This is a genomic window from Sulfitobacter sp. G5_S2_6_S6, from assembly GCF_054968505.1.
On record NZ_JBQKUI010000002.1, the window covers coordinates 19,028 to 36,710 of the forward strand.

Sequence of the window (17,683 nt, forward strand, 5' to 3'; positions counted from 1 at the left end):
ACCCTCCCCATCGCAAAACCAGTGGCAAAATCAGTCATGGGCAACCCCCAGATATGCGTCGATCACGTCTTGGTTGTTGCGCACCTCGCTCGGGGTGCCGTCGCCGATCTTCTTGCCGTAATCCATCACGACCACACGGTCGCTCAGGTCCATCACAACGCCCATATCGTGTTCGATCAGGGCAATCGTCGTGCCGAATTCATCGTTCACATCCAGAATAAAGCGGCTCATGTCCTCTTTTTCCTCGACGTTCATCCCCGCCATCGGTTCATCCAGCAGCAGGATCGACGGCTCGGCGGCCAGCGCGCGGGCCAGTTCGACCCGTTTCTTCAAGCCGTAGGACAGACGCGACACCGGCGTCTTGCGGATCGCCTGAATCTCAAGGAAATCGATGATCTTTTCGGCGACTTCGCGGTTCGCGGTCTCTTCGCGCTCCGCTTTGCCCTTCCAGATCGACTGCCAGAACATGCCGGTCTTCATATTGGTTAAACGCCCCGTCATGACGTTGTCCAGCACCGACATCCCTTCGAACAGGGCGATGTTCTGGAACGTGCGTGCGATCCCCTGCTGCGCCACCTCAAAGGGTTTCATCGCCGGACGGCGGCTGCCCTTGTACCAGACCTCGCCTTCCTGCGGCACATAGAACCCGCTGATCACGTTCAGCATGGATGATTTGCCCGCGCCATTCGGGCCGATGATCGCGCGGATCTCGCCCTGACGGATGTCGAAAGAGATATCCTTGATCGCCTCCACCCCACCGAACCGCAGGGTGATGTTTTTCATTTCCATCACAACGGGGCCAATCTGGCGCCCATCCGCTGTGACATAGCCGTCGGTCATATCTTTCACGCCGCAGCCCCCTTCCAAATGGTCTTAAAATCCACTGCGCAACCGCAGCGCCCGCATGCTCCGCCTGATGTCACGCTCATTGCGCGGCCATCTTGCGGGTGTCTGCGAACACCTTGGCATCGCGCACCTCCAGCGTGGCCGAGATCGACCCCTTGCGCCCGTCTTCATAGGTCACTTCAGTAACCGTGCTGACAGAGGGCGACCCGTCGTAGAGCGCGGTGATGATATCGTCGAACTTCTCGCCGATGACCTTGCGACGGACTTTGCGCGTGCGCGTCAGCTCTCCGTCGTCGGCATCAAGTTCCTTGTGCAGCACAACAAAGCGATGCACCTGACAGCCCGACAGCATTTCGTCTTCTGCGATAGAGGCGTTGACCTCTTCCACATGACTCTGGATCGTGTCCATCACCTGCGGATGCCGCGCCAGTTCCTGATAGGACGCATAGCCGATGTTGTTGCGCTCCGCCCAGTTTCCGACCGCGGTCAGGTCGATATTGATAAAGGCGGTGCATTCGTCGCGTCCGTTCCCGAATACCACCGCTTCAAGGATGTTGGGGAAGAACTTCAGCTTGTTTTCCACGTATTTCGGCGCGAACAGGCTGCCATTGGCCATTTTGCCAACGTCTTTGGCGCGGTCGATAATGCGCAGATGCCCGGTGCCTTCCTCGATAAAGCCCGCGTCGCCTGTCGCGACCCAGCCTTCGGCATCCTTGGTATCAGCGGTGCTTTCGGGGTTCTTGTAATATTCCACAAACACGCCGGGGCTGCGGTAGAAAACTTCGCCGTTCTCGGCGATCTTCAGCTCCACGCCGGGGCAGGTCACGCCGACCGTGTCACTACGCACTTCGCCATCGGGCTGCGCGGTGATAAAGACGGTGGCTTCGGTCTGGCCATAAAGCTGTTTCAGGTTGATCCCGAGCGAGCGGTAGAAATCGAAAATCTCCGGCCCGATCGCCTCGCCCGCGGTATAGCCGACGCGCACGCGGCTGAGGCCGAGCGTGTTTTTCAGGGGACCATAGATCATCAGCTCGCCTAGGGCGTATTTCGCACGGTCCATTGCGCCTACGGATTTACCGTCCAGAATGGCGGGGCCCACCTTGCGGGCATGGGCCATGAATTTGTCGAACAGCCACTTTTTGAAACGGCTCGCGTCCTCCATCCGGATCATCACCGATGTCAGCTGGGTTTCGAACACGCGCGGCGGGGCGAAATAATAGGTCGGGCCGATCTCGCGCAGGTCCACATGCATCGTGTCCGCGCTTTCAGGGCAGTTCGTGCAGAAGCCTGTCCACAGAGCCTGCCCTACGGAAAAGATGAAATCCCCCACCCAGGCCATCGGCAGATAGGCCAGAATATCGTCCGTCTGGCGCAGCTTGTCGAAAGCGGAAGAGGATTTGGCCGTCTCGATAATGTTGCGGTTGCTCAGCACCACACCTTTGGGCTTGCCGGTGGTGCCAGAGGTGTAAAGCATGACGCCCGTGCTGTCGTAGTCCAGCTTGGCCTGACGTGCCTCAAGCTCTTTGATGTGCGTGTCGCGTGCCTTGCGGCCCATGTCCTGGACGGCGCTATACTGGTCCAGCGCGGCGTGGTCGTATTTGCGCAATCCGCGTGGATCAAGATAGATCATACGCTCGAACTGGGTCAGCTGATCCTGAACGTCCAGCACCTTGTCGACCTGTTCCTGATCACCGGCGATCACAAAACGCGCGCCACAATGATCCAGCACATAGGCCATCTCTTCTGCGTTGGCGTCCTGATACAGCGGCACAGGCACGGCACCGACCATCTCTGCGGCCATCATGGCCCAATACAGATAGGGACGGTTGCGGCCGATGATGGCGATAAAATCACCCTCATTCGCGCCAAGCTCCAGCAGGCCAAGCGCAAGCGCCTCGACCTCGTCGCGGGTCTGTGCCCACGTCCAGCTTTGCCAGATGCCATATTCTTTTTCGCGATACGCAGGCGCGTTCGCAAATTGCTTTGCATTACGATGCAGCAGCGCCGGAACCGATTGCGGTCCGTCGGCGCTCACGAGCGTGTGAGCCAAATGTCTTCCTCCCAAACCCTGCTCTTTTTCGGCAGGTCGATCGCTGGTGCGATTCTGATGTCACACCATGATGTTGACCTGATGCTCTGCGTCAACTTTTACCTAATGATTTCTCAATTCTAACGAATTGTAACAGGCGTGATTTCCCAAGGTTGCGCTTGGCGGCGCTGTGGGGATGGTGCAGTCTGCCGCTGGGGGAGGCTGCATGCAGATCGACGATCACCAGACAAAACTCATGACCGCTGCGGGGCTGAACCTGATCGCGCAAGCGCTGACGATCTATGACGCGGATTTGCGGCTGGTGCTGTGTAATGCACCGTTCCAGCAGATGTTCGACCTCCCCAAAGCGCTGGTCACCCCCGGTGCGAGCTTTCAGGAAACGATCACCCTGCTGGCACAGTTGGGTGAATACGGTGACGTGGACGACGTGGCGCATTTTGTGGCCGAAAGGGTGGAACAGGCCCGCGCATTTGAACCCCATTACATGGAACGTACCCGCGCCAATGGCCGCACCATCTCGGTCGAAGGCTCCCCCCTGCCCCAAGGCGGCTGGGTCACCGTCTACACCGACATCACCCGCACCAAACAGCAAGAGGCACTGCTGCGCGCCCGGTCTGATGCCCTGTCGGGGCAGGTGCTGGCCCACGCCGAAGAACTGTCAGCCACCAACCGCGAACTTGCCGCGATGAACACCGCGCTGGAAGAGGCAAAACGCCAGCTCACCCTGTCCGAAGCCCGCACGCGGCTGACCACAGAAATGATGCCGGCCCATATTGCCCATGTGGATGCAAACGCCTGTTACACCTATTCAAACCGGCGGTTGGCCTCTGTCATGCCGGGGCGGCGCGCGGATCTGATCGGCCGCCATATCGCAGAGGTTCTGGGTCAGCAGGCCTACGACTCTATCGCCCCTTCGCTCACCCAGGCCTTTGCCGGAAAGCCGTCGGTGATCGAATTCACGGACGAGATGAGCGCCCGGCGCATCCGCGGCGCCTTTACCCCCGATACAAACGGCGGGGTCTATATCCTGTCGATGGATGTGACCGAGGAAACCCAGAACCGTGTCGCCCTGCAGCAAACCCGACGACGCGAGATCGCGGCGCAGGTGATCTCGGGGCTGGCGCATGATTTTTCCAACCTGCTGACGATCATTCTTGGCCTGCAGTCCCGGCTGGGGCGGCTGGACGGCCAACCGGCAGAGGCCGCCCCCCTCATCGAAGGCACCCTTGCCGCGGCGCGCCGGGGCGGCACGTTGCTCAGCTCTATCGCCGATATGACAGGCGCGCGCACGCTGCGTCCGACTGCGACCCATATCCCGCGGCTGCTTGAAGATCTGACCCTGATCGCGCGCCCCACCCTGCCCAAGGGCATGACGCTAAGCATCGACAACCAGATGGGTGACACCCCCGTACTGCTGGACAGCGGTCTGGTGCAGGACGGGCTGTTGAACCTGATCCTGAACGCCCGCGATGCCTGCGGGGCCGCGGGGGCGATCTCGCTCGAAGTGCGACAGGTCCATGACACATGGATCGAATGGGTCTTGCGCGATACCGGCCCCGGTTTTTCGCCCTCGGCGCTAGAACACGGGTTTGATCCGTTTTTTACCACCAAAGGGGCCGAAGGATCGGGGCTGGGGCTGCCGATGGTCTATGACATGGTGAAATCGGCGGGGGGCGATCTGCGCCTTGGCAATACGGCCCATGGCGCGCAGGTGACCATGCGGCTGCCCTACCGCCCCGCCGTAGCTGCCACCACCGGACTGGTTCTGCTGGTCGAAGACGCGGATGACCTGCGCGCGCTGGTGCGAGACATGTTGATGGGGCTGGGCCATTCCGTGATCGAAGCTGCCAGCGCGGATGAGGCCACCGCCCTGCTGGCCGATCTACCCGACATCGCGCTGATCCTGTCCGACATCCAGCTTATGGGCGAGGCGACGGGGCTGGACCTTGCCAAACGCCTACCCGCCGATGCGCCGCCGCTGGTATTGATGACCTCGCTACCGCCCGATGATGCCCAGTTTCTTGAGGCGCAAACCCTTGCCCCTGTGCTGCGCAAACCCTTCGAGATTGCGGATCTGACCGCGCTGATTGCCCCGAAAGAGAGTGCCGCCCAATGACCCGCCCCCTCGTCACCATTCTGGACGATGAACCAGAAATCCGCACGCTTCTCGCCGACGCTTTAGAGGAAGCGGGCTTTGACACGCTGTCGTTCAGCCGCGCCCGCGCGTTCGAGGCCGCCTTGGCGACCCACACCCCCGATGTCTGTCTGGTGGACCTGTCCCTGCCGGATTCAGACGGGCTGACGCTGGTGCATCGACTGGCGCTGGAACAAGGGGCCATCGTGATCATCATCTCGGGCCGCGCACAGGTGCAGGACCGCGTCACGGGACTGGAACTTGGCGCGGATGACTACATCATCAAGCCCTTTGATCCGGCAGAGGTCGTCGCCCGTATCCGTGCCCGTCTGCGCAGCGCCAAACCCACGCCGCAAGCCGGCACCGTCGCCGCGTTCAGCGGGTGGAAGGCGCATTTCGACCGCTACGCGCTTGAGGATGAAAGCGGCGTCGAAACCCCCTTCTCCCACGCGGAGGGGGAGGTGCTGCGCCTGTTTCTGGACGCGCCCAAACGTCTGCTCAGCCGCGCGCAGATGCAGTCGAGCCTTGGCGGCGTCGCCTCTGAAAGCTTTGACAGGGCGATGGACGTGCGGATTTCGCGGCTGCGGACCAAACTGCGCGAAGACCCCAAAAACCCGCAGTTGATCAAGACGATCTATGGCGCGGGCTACATCTTTCTGGGCGACGTCACATGGAGCTGACCCCCCGTCGCATCAGCGGTGGCAGCCCCCATCTGGACGACGTGCTGCATCTGATGCGCGACTGCTTTGCCTATATGGAGGGGCGCATTGACCCGCCAAGCTCGCTTGGCCAAACCACATTGCCATCGCTGCAAGGCACGGCGGATAGAGATGAAATCTGGGCGATCGGCGCGCCGCCCGTGGCGTGTGTGGTGCTGAGCGTGAAACCGGCGGTTCTTTATCTGGGCAAGCTCTGCGTCGCCCCCAGCCATCAGCGACTGGGGCTGGCACGCCATCTGATCACCCACGCCGAGAGCCGTGCCCGTGCCCTGCACCTTGGCCAGCTGGAACTGCAAACGCGGGTGGAGCTGTTGGACAATCACGCCACCTTTCGCGCGCTCGGCTTTCACGAATATGCCCGCACAGCGCACGCGGGGTTTGACCGCCCCACCAGCATCACCCTGCGCAAAACCGTCGCCTGAGCTACGCGGTGCCACCTGTCGCCACAGATGGCGCCGCTGTCTTTTCTGCCTCGGGTGCTGCCGTTTTTTATTGCGCGCCTGCCCCTTGGCCCGCTAGATTCTACCCATGATCGAATGCTTGCTGTACAGGACCAACCCCGCCCAGAGACGGCTGTTCTATCGCGTCGAAATCGCGATGAACCTGTTCAGCGAAGTCTCTGTCCTGCGCGAATGGGGCGTCGCAGGTGGCCAGCCCAAAGCGGTAATCCAGTGTTTCGGTAACCTGCGCGAGGCGTCAAAAATGGCAGACCGCTATCGCACACGGGCCGAGCGTCGCGGCTATCTACGTCACTGACCCCAGCCGCGTCACAGCGCGGGCAAGCACCTGAACACCGGCCGCCAGATCGGCCTCGTCCGTGTCTTCCTCGAAAGTATGGGACAGCCCCCCGATCGACGGCACAAACAGCATCGCCACCGGCATCTTGCGCGACACATTGGTCGCGTCATGCAGCGCCCCTGACGGCATCTTGCGCCAGTTGCCCGGCGCGACTTCTTCCGCGCCGGCTTCCAGCGCGGTGCGCAGGACCGGGTCCATCGCGACGGGTTCCAGCCCCAGCATTGTGCCAAAGCTGACCGTCAGCCCCTGCTGCGCCGCGATCTCGGTGGCGGTGTCGCGGATGATCTGTTCCATCCGGCCCAGACGGTCCGCATCCGCGTCGCGCCACTGCATCGAAAATACCGCACGCCCCGGCACGATAGAGGATGCATTTGGGTGCAGCGCAACATGGCCGATGGTCCAGACGGTTTGCGGTGTGACGACATTGCGCAGCCGGTCATTCAACGCGGCATTGAAGGCAGAGACCGCCTGAAACGCATCGCGGCGCAGATGCATCGGTGTGGTGCCCGCGTGGTTCTGCTGCCCGTCAAAGGTGATCTTCATGTCGCGGATGCCGACGATATCGGTGACCACGGCAATCTGTTCGCCGCTGGTATCCAGCGCCGGCCCCTGTTCGATATGCAACTCGACAAAGCCGGTGAACGGATCGGGCGACACCTCCCCCGTGACCAGATGCGCCACGGCCTGACGCGCGTCACCAAGGGTCACACCCGCATGATCGGTCAGCGCATCGGCGGCGGCCTGATCCAGATGCCCGCCCCAAACGGCGCTGCCCGTGGTGACGCCAAACCGCCCCTCTTCATCCTGAAACGACACGACAGAGATCGCGGGGCCGCCGGCCTCGGCTGCGGCGCGGGCGACTTCAAGCGCGGCAATCACGCCAAGCGCGCCGTCCAGCCATCCGCCTTCGGGCTGGCTATCGGAATGCGACCCCATCAATAGCGACGGCCCATCTGCCAAGCCGAAAAGATTGCCCATCTGGTCCATTTCAACCCGCAGTCCGGCATCACGCATCTGATCGGCCAGCCAGTCCCGCGCGGCGACATCGGCGTCGCTATAGGCCGGGCGGACCACCCCTTTGCCCACCCCCGCTGCGCCGAACGAACGCAATTTGTGAAGGTCGGCGAGAAAGCGGTCGGGGTTGATCTGCATGGTTACTCCGCGGGTTGGGGGGCTGTTGCGGCCTCTACTTTCACGGCCGAGAATTTAAACTCGGGGATTTTGCCATAAGGGTCAACCGCTGGATTTGTCAGGATATTTGCCGCCGCTTCAACATAGGCAAAGGGCAGAAACACCATATCGGGCGACACGGCGCGGTCTTCGCGCGCCATCAGTTCGATCGACCCGCGCTTGGTCGTGAGCCGGATATAGGCACCCGGCTCTACCCCCAGCTTGCGTAAGGTAGACGGGTGGAGCGAACAGTTCGCCTCGGGCTCTAGCCCATCAAGCACATAGGACCGCCGCGTCATCGACCCCGTGTGCCAATGTTCAAGCTGCCGGCCCGTGGTCAGGATCATCGGATAGTCGTCATCCGGCGCGTCGTCAGGCGCGATGATGCTGGCAGGGGTAAACCGTGCGCGTCCGTCCTGTCGCGGGAAGCCATCGGCAAAGACAATCGCCTGCCCCGGATCGGTGGGGCTGGTGGATGGGTAGGTCACCGCCCCTTCACTCTCTAACCTGTCCCAAGTGATGTTATTGAGCGACGACATATTCAGCTTCATCTCGGCGAAAACCTCGCTCGGGTCGGTATAGGTCCAGCCCAGCCCCAAGCGTTTGGCAAGCTCGACCTCGATCCACCAATCCTCTTTCGCATCGCCGGGTGGCGGCACCGCGGGGCGGCCCATCTGCACCTGTCGGTTGGTATTGGTCACCGTGCCGGATTTTTCCGCAAAGGCGCTGGCGGGCAGGATCACATCGGCAAAATTCGCGGTCTCGGTCAGGAAGATATCCTGCACCACCAGATGATCGAGCTTGGCCAGCGCAGCGCGGGCGTGTTCGACATCGGGGTCAGACATCGCCGGGTTTTCACCCAGCACATAGAGGCTGCGAATATCCCCGTCATGCACCGCGTCCATAATCTCGGTCACGGTGAGGCCCTTCTTGTTGCTGAAATCGCTGCTTTGCCACACTTCGGTAAAGGCAGAGCGGACGCCATCATCGGACACCGGCTGGTAATCAGGCAGGAACATCGGGATCAGCCCCGCGTCAGACGCGCCCTGCACATTGTTCTGCCCCCGCAACGGATGCAGCCCCGCGCCGGGTCGCCCGATCTGACCCGTCATCAGCGCAAGCGAAATCAGGCAGCGCGAATTATCGGTGCCGTGGATGTGCTGCGAAATGCCCATCCCCCAGAAAATCATCGCCGCATTCGCCCCCGCAAAGGTCCGCGCCACATCGCGCAGCACCTCCGCGTCGATGCCGCAGATCTTGGACATCTTTTCAGGGGTGAAGGTTTTCAGGTGGGCTTTCTCGATCTCCCAGTTTTCGGTATAGGCTTCGATATACTGTTGGTCGTAAAGCTTTTCCTCGACAATCACATGCATGATCGCGTTCAGCATCGATACATCGGTGCCGGGGCGGAATTGCAGCATATGCGACGCGTGCCGCTTCAGCGCCTGACCGCGCGGGTCCATCACGATCAGCTTGCCGCCGCGCTTGGCGAACTGCTTGAAGAAGGTCGCCGCGACGGGGTGGTTCTCGGTCGGGTTGGCACCGATCACAATCGCAACATCGGCGTTTTCGATCTGGTTGAAGGTCGCGGTGACCGCACCGGATCCGACATTCTCCATCAGCGCGGCCACTGACGAGGCATGACACAGCCGCGTGCAGTGATCGACGTTGTTGTGACCAAAACCCTGCCGGATGATCTTTTGAAACAGGTAGGCTTCCTCGTTCGTGCATTTCGCTGATCCAAAGCCCGCCACACCCGCGCCGCCGATCTTTTTCATGCCGCCCGCAGCGAAATCCAGCGCCTCGTCCCAGGTGGCTTCGCGGAACTGGGTTTGCCAGTTGCCCGGGTCCACGTTCAGCCCTTTGGGCGGGGCGTCCTTGCGACGGATCAGCGGTTTAGTCAGACGATGGGGATGGTGGATATAGTCAAAACCAAAGCGCCCCTTGACGCACAGCCGCCCTTCGTTCGCGGGACCGTTGATGCCCTCGACATATTTGATCTTGCCGTCTTTCACCTTCAGCGACACCTGACAGCCCACACCGCAGAACGGGCAAATACTGTCGACTTCGCTGTCAAAGTCGGCGCTGTCGCCCACCTGCGCGTCATCGACCACCGTAGCGGGCATCAGCGCCCCCGTCGGGCAGGCCTGCACACATTCACCGCAGGCCACACAAGAGGACGCGCCCATCGGGTCGGCCATGTCGAACACCGGATAGCTGTCGTGCCCGCGACCGGCCATCCCGATCACATCATTGACCTGCACCTCGCGGCAGGCGCGCACACACAGGTTGCACTGGATACAGGCATCAAGGTTCACACGCATCGCCACATGGCTGTCGTCGAGCAACGGGATGCGCCCCTCTTCCAGCTTGGGGAAGCGGCTTTCCGAGATACCTTCCATTGCGGCCATGTCCCACAGGTGGCTGGATTTATCGTGGGCGACTTCGGGGGCGGGCTGATCAGTGACCAGCAGTTCCATCACCATCTTGCGGGCATTTTCGGCGCGCGCGTTGTTGGTGGTGACGACCATACCGTCGCTCGGTTCGCGCAGGCAGGAGGCGGCCAGCACGCGTTCGCCTTCGATCTCGACCATACAGGCACGGCAGTTGCCATCGGGGCGATACCCCGGCTCCGGTGTGAAACACAGATGCGGGATTTTCAGACCGCGCCCATTGGCGATTTCCCAGATGGTCAGCCCGGTGTCGGCCTCGACCTCTTCGCCGTCGAGCGTGAATTTTACCTTATCCGCCATGGGGAACCCTCCTGTACCGCCCCGCAGTATAGGCAGGGCACGCATGTGACGGCAGTCATATTCCCGACACCCTGCCCCGTTTTTGCGCCACCGGCGTTTCCGATACGCGACGCGGGGGGCCGCCTGCAAAAAATCGACATGCGAGGGGCGGGCAGGCTTTCCACCCGCGCATGGCTTGCCTATCAATGGCGCAACAGAAAAAGGCGCGCTATGTCCCATATTACCCTCATCCGTCACGGTCAGGCAAATTCCCAGGCCAAGGACGAAATCAGCTATGACAAGTTAAGCCCGCTTGGTCACGAACAGGCTGCGTGGCTGGGCGACCACCTGCGCCAGTCCGAAACCCACCACACGCGGCTGTATACCGGCACGCTACGCCGCCATATCGAGACGGCAGAGGGGATGAACACCGGGCTTGAACCGATACGCGACGCGCGGCTGAACGAGCTTGAGTATTTCACCCTCGCCACCATGATGGAGCAGCAGCACGGCATCCCTTTCCCCACGGAACAGGGCGGGTTCACCAACCACCTGCCGCTGGTGTTCGAGACGTGGAAAAGCGACAGGCTCGAAAACCCGCCCGAGAGCTACGCCAATTTCGAAGGGCGCATCAAATCCGTGCTATCAGAGATATCGGACGGGGAGGGGCCGGCGCTGGTCGTGACCTCTGGGGGGCTGATCTCGATGGTGATGGCGCAGGCGATGGGGCTGGGCATTCCGGCCATGTCGCGCATCGCGCTGGCGATCATGCACACATCGATGCACCGGCTGTTCCCCATTGGCGGCCACTGGTCGCCGGTGCTCTTCAACGCGGTGCCCCATCTGGACACCCCCGCACGCCGTGTCGCGCAGACCCATATCTGAAAGGCAAAACGATGCTTACGCTATATTTTACGCCCGGAACCATCTCTGTCGCGGTGGCGATTGCCATCGAAGAAGCCGCCCTGCCCTATCAGCCGGTGCGCGTCGATTTCGCCACGGCAGAGCAGACGAAACCCGAATATCTGGCGATCAACCCCAAGGGACGCGTGCCTGCGCTGCGGCTTGAGGATGATACGATCCTGACCGAAACCGGTGCGCTGCTGGACTATGTCGCTGCCATTGCGCCCAAAGCCGGGCTGGTCCCCACGGACCCGACCGCCGCCGCACAGATGCGCAGCGCGATGTACTACCTCGCCTCGACCATGCATGTCGCCCATGCCCACAAGATGCGCGGATCGCGGTGGGCCAAACAACAATCCAGCTTCGAGGATATGACGGCTCAGGTGCCCGAAACCATGGCCGCCTGTGCCGATTTTGTCGAAAGTGATATCCTGCACGGGCCCTATGTGTTGGGCGACGATTTCAGCCTAGCCGATCCCTATCTGTTCGTCGTGTGCAACTGGCTTGAGGGCGACGGCGTGGATACGGCGGCCTACCCCAAGATCACGACATTCATGCAGCAGATGACTGCCCGCGCCAGCGTGGCAGCGGTGAAAGACAAGGGGATGCTATGACCGCGCCACATCTATGGGTTCGCGCCGAACAGCGCGACAATGAAACCCGCGTCGGCATCACGCCCGAAGGGGTTACCGCGTTGATGGCGCAGGGGTTTCGCGTCACCGTCGAAGCCTCGGACAGCCGCGTGATCGCGACCGATGCCTATGCGGCCACGGGCTGCACCATCGCGCCACAGAACAGCTGGCCCGACGCACCTGCCGATGCGATCATCTTTGGCCTGAAGGAACTGCCAGACGACGGCACACCGCTGGTGCACCGGCACATCATGTTCGGTCACGCCTACAAGGGCCAATCGGCGGGGCGTATCCTGTTGCAACGTTTCAAGGCGGGCGGCGGCACCTTGCTGGACCTTGAGTATCTGACCGACGAGACCGGCCGGCGCGTCGCCGCCTTTGGCTATTGGGCGGGGTTCGCGGGGGCGGCGGTGGCCGTCAAATGCTGGGCTGCCCAAACCCGCGGGCACGCTGTCGCCCCCATCACCCCCTACCCCAACGCCGATGCGCTGACCCGCGACCTCGCGGCAGAGATCGACGGGCTCGCCACGCCCGACGCGCTGGTCATCGGCGCACTTGGTCGGGTGGGCAGCGGTGCCGCCGATCTTTGCGGCCGTCTGGGGATCAAGGTCACCGGATGGGATATGAAGGAGACTGCCCACGGCGGCCCCTTCCCCGAGATTTTGCAGCATGTGCTGTTTTTCAACTGCATTCTGGCGGGACCGCAGACACCGGTTTTCGTGCCCAAAAGCGCGCTGGACAGGGATCGCGCGCTGCGGGTGATCGGCGATATCGCTTGCGATCCCGACAGCGACTTCAACCCCGTGCCGGTCTATGACCGCGCGACCACATGGGAAGAGCCCGCGTTACGCGTGCATGACACCCCACCTTTGGATGTCACCGCGATTGACAACCTGCCCTCGATGCTGCCGCTGGAAAGCTCTGAAGACTACGCCGCGCAGCTGCTGCCGACGCTCTCGGCACTGGCGGAAGATGCCTCGCCCGTCTGGGCGCGGGCCCATGCGCTGTTCCAAGAACACAGCGCCGCCGTGTGACGCGATCAGATCGGGCGGATCACGCGCCCGGTCAGCTCACCCGAATAGACGGTAGTAGATGCCGTCGGGCAGGAACTGCGCCAGCCGGAAGAAAAGCGAGAACCCGAAGGGGAAGCTTTTCTTAAAGCTGCTGCCGCTCATATGCTCGACCACTTGCTGCGCAGCGGCCTCGGGCTCCATCAAAAAAGGCATCTTGAAGTCGTTCTTGTCGGTCAGCTGCGTGCGGATGAAACCGGGGTTGATCACCTGAACTTTCACGCCGGTCTTGCGCAGGTCGGCGTGCATACATTCCGCCAAGGACAAGGTGCCCGCTTTGGACGCCGTATAGCCGATAGACTTTGGCAGCCCGCGATAGGCCGTGAGGCTAGAGGTGATCACGATGTGGCCCGCGTCGCGCTTGACCATATCGGGCACCACTTCGCCCATCACGCGCACCAGCCCGGTGAGGTTCACATCGATCATTGTGGTCGCATGCTCCGGCTCCCATGCCTGCGCCCCAAAGGGCCAATAGGCCCCCGCCAGATAGACGACGCCATCCACCGGCCCGACGGCTTTGACCGCGGCGCGGATGCTGTCGATATCCTGCACGTCGATGGTCTGGTAGCTGGCGGAAACGGGCAGTTCATCGACCAGCGCCTCCAGCTTGCCTTCAGACCGGGCAGAGACGATGACCTCGGCCCCCAGTCGGCCCAGCTTATGTGCCAGCGCTTCGCCCAGTCCGGCGCTCGCCCCGATCAGCCAATAGCGTTTTCCTGTCCATTCGGTCATGCTGCGTCCTTTCTGCGGATGGTGGCGACCAATTCGGCCACCTTCACCCCAAATTTTCGGAACTGACTCCGGTTGATGATCGTGCCATCGCCGGTCAGATACATCCAGTCCACGGTATTCAGCAGGTGCCCGCCCACGTCATCGGGCAGCCTGATGGTGTATTTCGACTGCACCGTCGCACCGACGTTGCGGCCCTTGGCCGTGCCTTTGACGTCCGGGGCGGTGGCGGTGAAATGCCCCGTCTCGCCCAATGTGATCGTCCATGTGCGGTCTTGGGTCGTGTTGTCGTCATAGACGAAATGTTCTTCGATACGTGCGGTGTCGCCGTCCCATGTCACGTTGAAATCTGCCACGAAACTGCTGGTGACCCGCCCCGCGGGGCCAAAGATCACGCCTTCGCAGACCATCGCCCCGTCCAGATGTTTCCTCATGTCAAAGACAGTGTAGTCATCCGCATAATCCGACGGCTTTTGCGCAGGGAAATCGGTGATCCGCCGCCGCGCCAGCCAGATTGCGGCCACCACTGCGGCCCCCAGAGCAAACTGCAACATGTCCATCATTCTTCATCATCCTTTTGCATCGGCGTGGCGGCCAGAAAACCGATGGCCAACAGCTTGAGCCCGCAAGGCACGCCAGCATAGAGCCATATGAGCGTCGAGATTGCCACCGGTCCATTGCCCGTCGTACCGCTGTCAAAGCCGGACGCCTGCAGGGTGGGAAGTAGCGTTATCGCCGCGAAGGCAAGGGCGAATTTCGACACCAGCGACCACAGCCCGAACCCCTCGGCGGCCTGCGGGGCGACCACCGCCATCCGCGCGGAGAACATCGCGGGCAGCAGTGTCAGGTCGGCCCCCAGCACCGCGCCAGAGGCGATGCAGACCAGCACGAACCACGCCACATCCCCCGCCCCCAGCAGCAAAGTCCCTGCAAACACAAGGATCGCCAAGCCCATTGCGGATAGCAGGACGGGTTTGGGGCTGAAACGCTCTGCCAGCTTGCCCCATAGCGGCGCGGCCACGGCAGCCGAAAGAAAGAAGAGCAACAGCAGCGCCCCCGCCCACCCCGGTGCGCGCAGCACGCTTTCGACGTAGAACAGAAATAACGTAGATGTGACCGCGACAGGGGCCGCATTGAACAGCGCGATCAGCAGCAACCGACGGGCAATCGGATCGCGCAACACCACGGCGATCCCCGTCGGACCCGCGATATCCGCGCCGCGCCATTCGCCCCGCATGGCAAAAACGCTGCCCAGACCAAGCGCGGCAAAACCGATGGCAAACCCTGTAAACGGGGCCCCCATCACCAGCCCCAGCATCACAGGCAGGACCGAGGCCGCGCAGACACCCAGCAACGCTCCCGTCTCGCGCCAGCGCGCCAGCACCAGATGCCCGCGCCCGGGCAACTGCGCGGCTTTGGCGACCCCTTGCGCGTAAAAGCAGATCGTCAGAAAGCTGAACGCCGAAAACACCCCCGTCAGTGTCAGCGCGAACCACATCAGCGGCGGCAGCAAGGGCGGCACTGCAAACAGGGCAAACATCGATACAGCCATCAGGGCGACACCGACGGCGACCGCCGTGCTACGCCTGTGGCGCAAGGCTTGCGATAGCCGCCCCAGCAACGGGTCCTGCACCACATCCAACAGGCGCAGCGCAAAAAGCACCGTGCCCAAAGCCCCAAGAGACACCCCGTATTCATCAACAAAGAACTTGGGTGCGTGAATATAAATCGGCAGCCCCGCCGCCGCCAGAAGCGACGCAAACAGCGCATAGGCAGGCAGTTGATGTGCCGAACGGGTCACGTGCCCGACACGTCTTTCACTGGCGGTTCAGGACGCGGGCGATAGCCGCCGCCCTTCCACCACAGCTTTAGTGCTTGCCAGTGGATCAAGGCCAACACCCGCCGCGCCCCGAAGGGACGCCGCAGCAGCGACCACAGGATTGCCCGGTTCGTGAGAGGGCCACGACGGCCCGTCAGGGTGGCGATCAAGCCCCCTTCGGACTGGGTATAATCGATCCAGACACCAATACGGTCGGCGCGGATATCAAAGCGAAAACTGTATCCCCCTTCGACCGGCTGAAATGGCGATACGTGGAAAATCTTGGTCGCGTGCAGATGATCAGTGGCCGTGATCGGGCGCAGGTCATCGTGGTGGCATAGATAGCTGTGCCGGTCACCGAAGGTATTCGATACCTCTGATATCACGGCGATCAGCGCCTCGTCCGCGCGGTGGCACAGCCAAAAGCTGACCGGGTTGAACACATGCCCCAGCACGCGCGGTTGCGCCATCAGCTCTATCCGCGCGACGCCCGTGACTTCGTGCTGTGCCAGAACATCGCGCACCCACGCGGCCCCGCGACCCGCGCCTTTGGTGCCGCCGTGGTCTTCGTCCCACAGCGACGTCACGGCCCCGCGGTTGCGCCCGAACAACGCTGGTGTTTGCAGCGATGCCTCTGCATCCAGAACCACGTAATCGACCGAATAGCGAAAGCTGTTTTCGACCGCCCCCTTGCGCCCATGATAGGTCACACCACGGATATGATCGACGCCGGCGCTCATTCTGCGGCCAGTGCGACCTTTGCCTTGGCCCGCAGCCCCTGCACAACGTCAACCGCGCTAGACAGCCCGTCCTCGTGGAAGCCATGCTTCATCCAAGCGCCGCAGAACCAAGTATTCTGCGTGCCGTTGAAGGCGCGCACCTGTTCTTGTGCGGCCAGCGCGCCCAGATCGTAGACCGGATGGCGCAGGGTGACCTGGTCATAGATCAGCTCTTCGCGGATCGGGCGCTTGGTATTAAGCGTCACAAAATGCGGGTCGTCCATCGGGATCGGTTGCAGCGAGTTCATCCAGTAGGTCAGGTCGATCCGGTCGGACTTCTGCCCCTTATCCTCGGCATAGATCCACGAGGCCCAGGTCTTGCGCAGCTTGGGCATAACAGAGGCATCGGCATGTAGCACCACGTCGTTGGGCTGGTATTTCACCGCACCCAAGGCCGCACGCTCTGCCGCGCTTGGGTCGGCCAAAAGGGCAAGCGTATCATCGGAATGGCTGGCAAAGACGACCTCGTCAAAGGCTTCCCATTCCGCGCCATGGGTTTTCACCTCTGCGCCCAAGGGCGTGCGGCGGACGGATTGCACTGGCGTGCCAAGGCGAATGTCGACGCCCTTGGCTGTCAGCGATGCCCCCAGACGGTTCACATATTCCTGTGACCCGCCCTTAACCGTATACCACTGGTGCTGGCCTGTGTGGCTTAGCAAGGCGTGGTTCTCGAAGAAGTCGATCATAGAATAGGCGGGGAAATCCATGATCTTGTCCACCGGCGTCGACCAGATCGCGCCCGACAGCGGCGTCAGGTAGTATTTGCGAAAATATTCGCCTGCGCCCAGCTTGTCCAAGAACCCGGCAATGGTCAGCGTACGGTCTTGCGCCAGCTTGGTCGCCGTGCTGTTGAACCGCACGATATCGGTCAACATACGCAGGAATTTCGGGTTCAGCGCATTGCGCCGCTGCGCGAAGATCGAATCCAGCGTCATCAGCCCGTATTCCAACCGCCCCCCGTCGATGGAGGCCCCGAAGCTCATGTTGGATTTGACCACCGGCACGTCGAGCTCTTTGAACAGCGCGGCGAGGTTGGGATAATTGGCGTAGTTGAACACGATAAAGCCCGTATCTACAGGCTGGTCGCCTTTCTTGCCCGCCATCTTCGTGCGCGCGTGGCCACCCAGACGGGGGCAGCTTTCGAACAAGGTCACCTGATGGTCGTCGCCCAGCATATGCGCCGCCCCCATGCCGGAAATACCCGCGCCGATGACGGCAATCTTTCGGTGGCCTGCCAAAGAGTGGTTCTGTGGCGGGTCGATGGCTTCAAATGGCATAAGGCGAGAATTTCCAGTCTGTCAG

General features: G+C 61.9%; 16 protein-coding genes. 7 read left to right on the top strand and 9 right to left on the bottom strand.

Features of this window, described 5'->3' with window-relative positions; genetic code table 11:
• Positions 1-30 precede the first annotated feature (30 nt).
• Together ACTRWK_RS04180 and ACTRWK_RS04185 are read right to left on the bottom strand one after the other, a co-directional pair.
• Positions 31-840, bottom strand: a complete 810-nt coding sequence (locus ACTRWK_RS04180; protein WP_174226616.1) for an ABC transporter ATP-binding protein — start codon at positions 838-840, stop codon at positions 31-33.
• Between the two features lie 85 nt (positions 841-925).
• Entirely contained in the window at positions 926-2,896 is a 1,971-nt protein-coding gene (locus ACTRWK_RS04185; RefSeq protein WP_289082043.1) for an AMP-binding protein, read from the bottom strand.
• A gap of 205 nt (positions 2,897-3,101) precedes the next feature.
• Here ACTRWK_RS04185 and ACTRWK_RS04190 point away from each other — a divergent pair, with 205 nt between their 5' ends.
• From ACTRWK_RS04190 to ACTRWK_RS04205, 4 genes are all read left to right on the top strand, one after another.
• Positions 3,102-5,012 (top strand): PAS-domain containing protein, encoded by a 1,911-nt coding sequence (locus tag ACTRWK_RS04190; protein ID WP_037942839.1) that lies wholly within the window; start codon positions 3,102-3,104, stop codon positions 5,010-5,012.
• The gene (locus tag ACTRWK_RS04195) at positions 5,009-5,710 is read left to right on the top strand and encodes a response regulator transcription factor (RefSeq protein ID WP_005850190.1); all 702 of its coding nucleotides are present in this window, start codon (positions 5,009-5,011) and stop codon (positions 5,708-5,710) included. Before ACTRWK_RS04190 ends, ACTRWK_RS04195 begins: the two co-directional genes overlap by 4 nt.
• Positions 5,701-6,171: a GNAT family N-acetyltransferase gene (locus ACTRWK_RS04200; RefSeq protein WP_037942838.1), complete on the top strand. Its 471-nt coding sequence runs from the start codon at positions 5,701-5,703 to the stop codon at positions 6,169-6,171. The genes ACTRWK_RS04195 and ACTRWK_RS04200 overlap by 10 nt, the downstream gene beginning before the upstream one ends.
• A 106-nt stretch (positions 6,172-6,277) precedes the next feature.
• The gene (locus ACTRWK_RS04205) at positions 6,278-6,505 is read left to right on the top strand and encodes a WGR domain-containing protein (RefSeq protein ID WP_005850193.1); all 228 of its coding nucleotides are present in this window, start codon (positions 6,278-6,280) and stop codon (positions 6,503-6,505) included.
• Here ACTRWK_RS04205 and ACTRWK_RS04210 read toward each other — a convergent pair.
• Positions 6,494-7,699, bottom strand: a complete 1,206-nt coding sequence (locus ACTRWK_RS04210; protein WP_462843805.1) for a Zn-dependent hydrolase — start codon at positions 7,697-7,699, stop codon at positions 6,494-6,496. The two genes, ACTRWK_RS04205 and ACTRWK_RS04210, sit on opposite strands and share 12 nt — an antisense overlap.
• A 2-nt stretch (positions 7,700-7,701) precedes the next feature.
• A complete protein-coding gene (gene fdhF, locus ACTRWK_RS04215; protein WP_289082042.1) occupies positions 7,702-10,470 on the bottom strand; it encodes a formate dehydrogenase subunit alpha in 2,769 nt (922 codons plus the stop codon).
• A gap of 210 nt (positions 10,471-10,680) precedes the next feature.
• Here fdhF and ACTRWK_RS04220 point away from each other — a divergent pair, with 210 nt between their 5' ends.
• The 3 genes from ACTRWK_RS04220 to ACTRWK_RS04230 are packed head-to-tail and all read left to right on the top strand — an operon-like array spanning position 10,681 to position 13,018.
• Positions 10,681-11,334: a histidine phosphatase family protein gene (locus tag ACTRWK_RS04220; RefSeq protein ID WP_289082041.1), complete on the top strand. Its 654-nt coding sequence runs from the start codon at positions 10,681-10,683 to the stop codon at positions 11,332-11,334.
• 11 nt (positions 11,335-11,345) lie between these two features.
• Positions 11,346-11,966 carry a glutathione S-transferase family protein gene (locus ACTRWK_RS04225; protein WP_132997891.1) on the top strand — a complete coding sequence of 207 codons (621 nt, stop codon included), beginning with the start codon at positions 11,346-11,348 and terminating at the stop codon, positions 11,964-11,966.
• Positions 11,963-13,018, top strand: coding sequence for a saccharopine dehydrogenase (locus ACTRWK_RS04230; protein WP_289082040.1), 1,056 nt, complete (start codon positions 11,963-11,965; stop codon positions 13,016-13,018). The genes ACTRWK_RS04225 and ACTRWK_RS04230 overlap by 4 nt, the downstream gene beginning before the upstream one ends.
• 36 nt (positions 13,019-13,054) lie before the next feature.
• Here ACTRWK_RS04230 and ACTRWK_RS04235 read toward each other — a convergent pair whose 3' ends face one another.
• The 5 genes from ACTRWK_RS04235 to ACTRWK_RS04255 are packed head-to-tail and all read right to left on the bottom strand — an operon-like array spanning position 13,055 to position 17,658.
• Positions 13,055-13,786 carry an SDR family NAD(P)-dependent oxidoreductase gene (locus ACTRWK_RS04235; RefSeq protein WP_289082039.1) on the bottom strand — a complete coding sequence of 244 codons (732 nt, stop codon included), beginning with the start codon at positions 13,784-13,786 and terminating at the stop codon, positions 13,055-13,057.
• The gene (locus ACTRWK_RS04240; protein WP_037942831.1) at positions 13,783-14,346 is read right to left on the bottom strand and encodes a DUF3833 family protein; all 564 of its coding nucleotides are present in this window, start codon (positions 14,344-14,346) and stop codon (positions 13,783-13,785) included. The genes ACTRWK_RS04235 and ACTRWK_RS04240 overlap by 4 nt, the downstream gene beginning before the upstream one ends.
• Positions 14,343-15,584, bottom strand: a complete 1,242-nt coding sequence (locus ACTRWK_RS04245) for an MFS transporter (protein WP_289082038.1) — start codon at positions 15,582-15,584, stop codon at positions 14,343-14,345. Before ACTRWK_RS04245 ends, ACTRWK_RS04240 begins: the two co-directional genes overlap by 4 nt.
• A complete protein-coding gene (locus ACTRWK_RS04250; RefSeq protein WP_064217044.1) occupies positions 15,581-16,342 on the bottom strand; it encodes a DUF1365 domain-containing protein in 762 nt (253 codons plus the stop codon). Before ACTRWK_RS04250 ends, ACTRWK_RS04245 begins: the two co-directional genes overlap by 4 nt.
• Positions 16,339-17,658: an NAD(P)/FAD-dependent oxidoreductase gene (locus tag ACTRWK_RS04255; RefSeq protein WP_168592262.1), complete on the bottom strand. Its 1,320-nt coding sequence runs from the start codon at positions 17,656-17,658 to the stop codon at positions 16,339-16,341. Before ACTRWK_RS04255 ends, ACTRWK_RS04250 begins: the two co-directional genes overlap by 4 nt.
• Between the last annotated feature and the right edge of the window lie 25 nt (positions 17,659-17,683).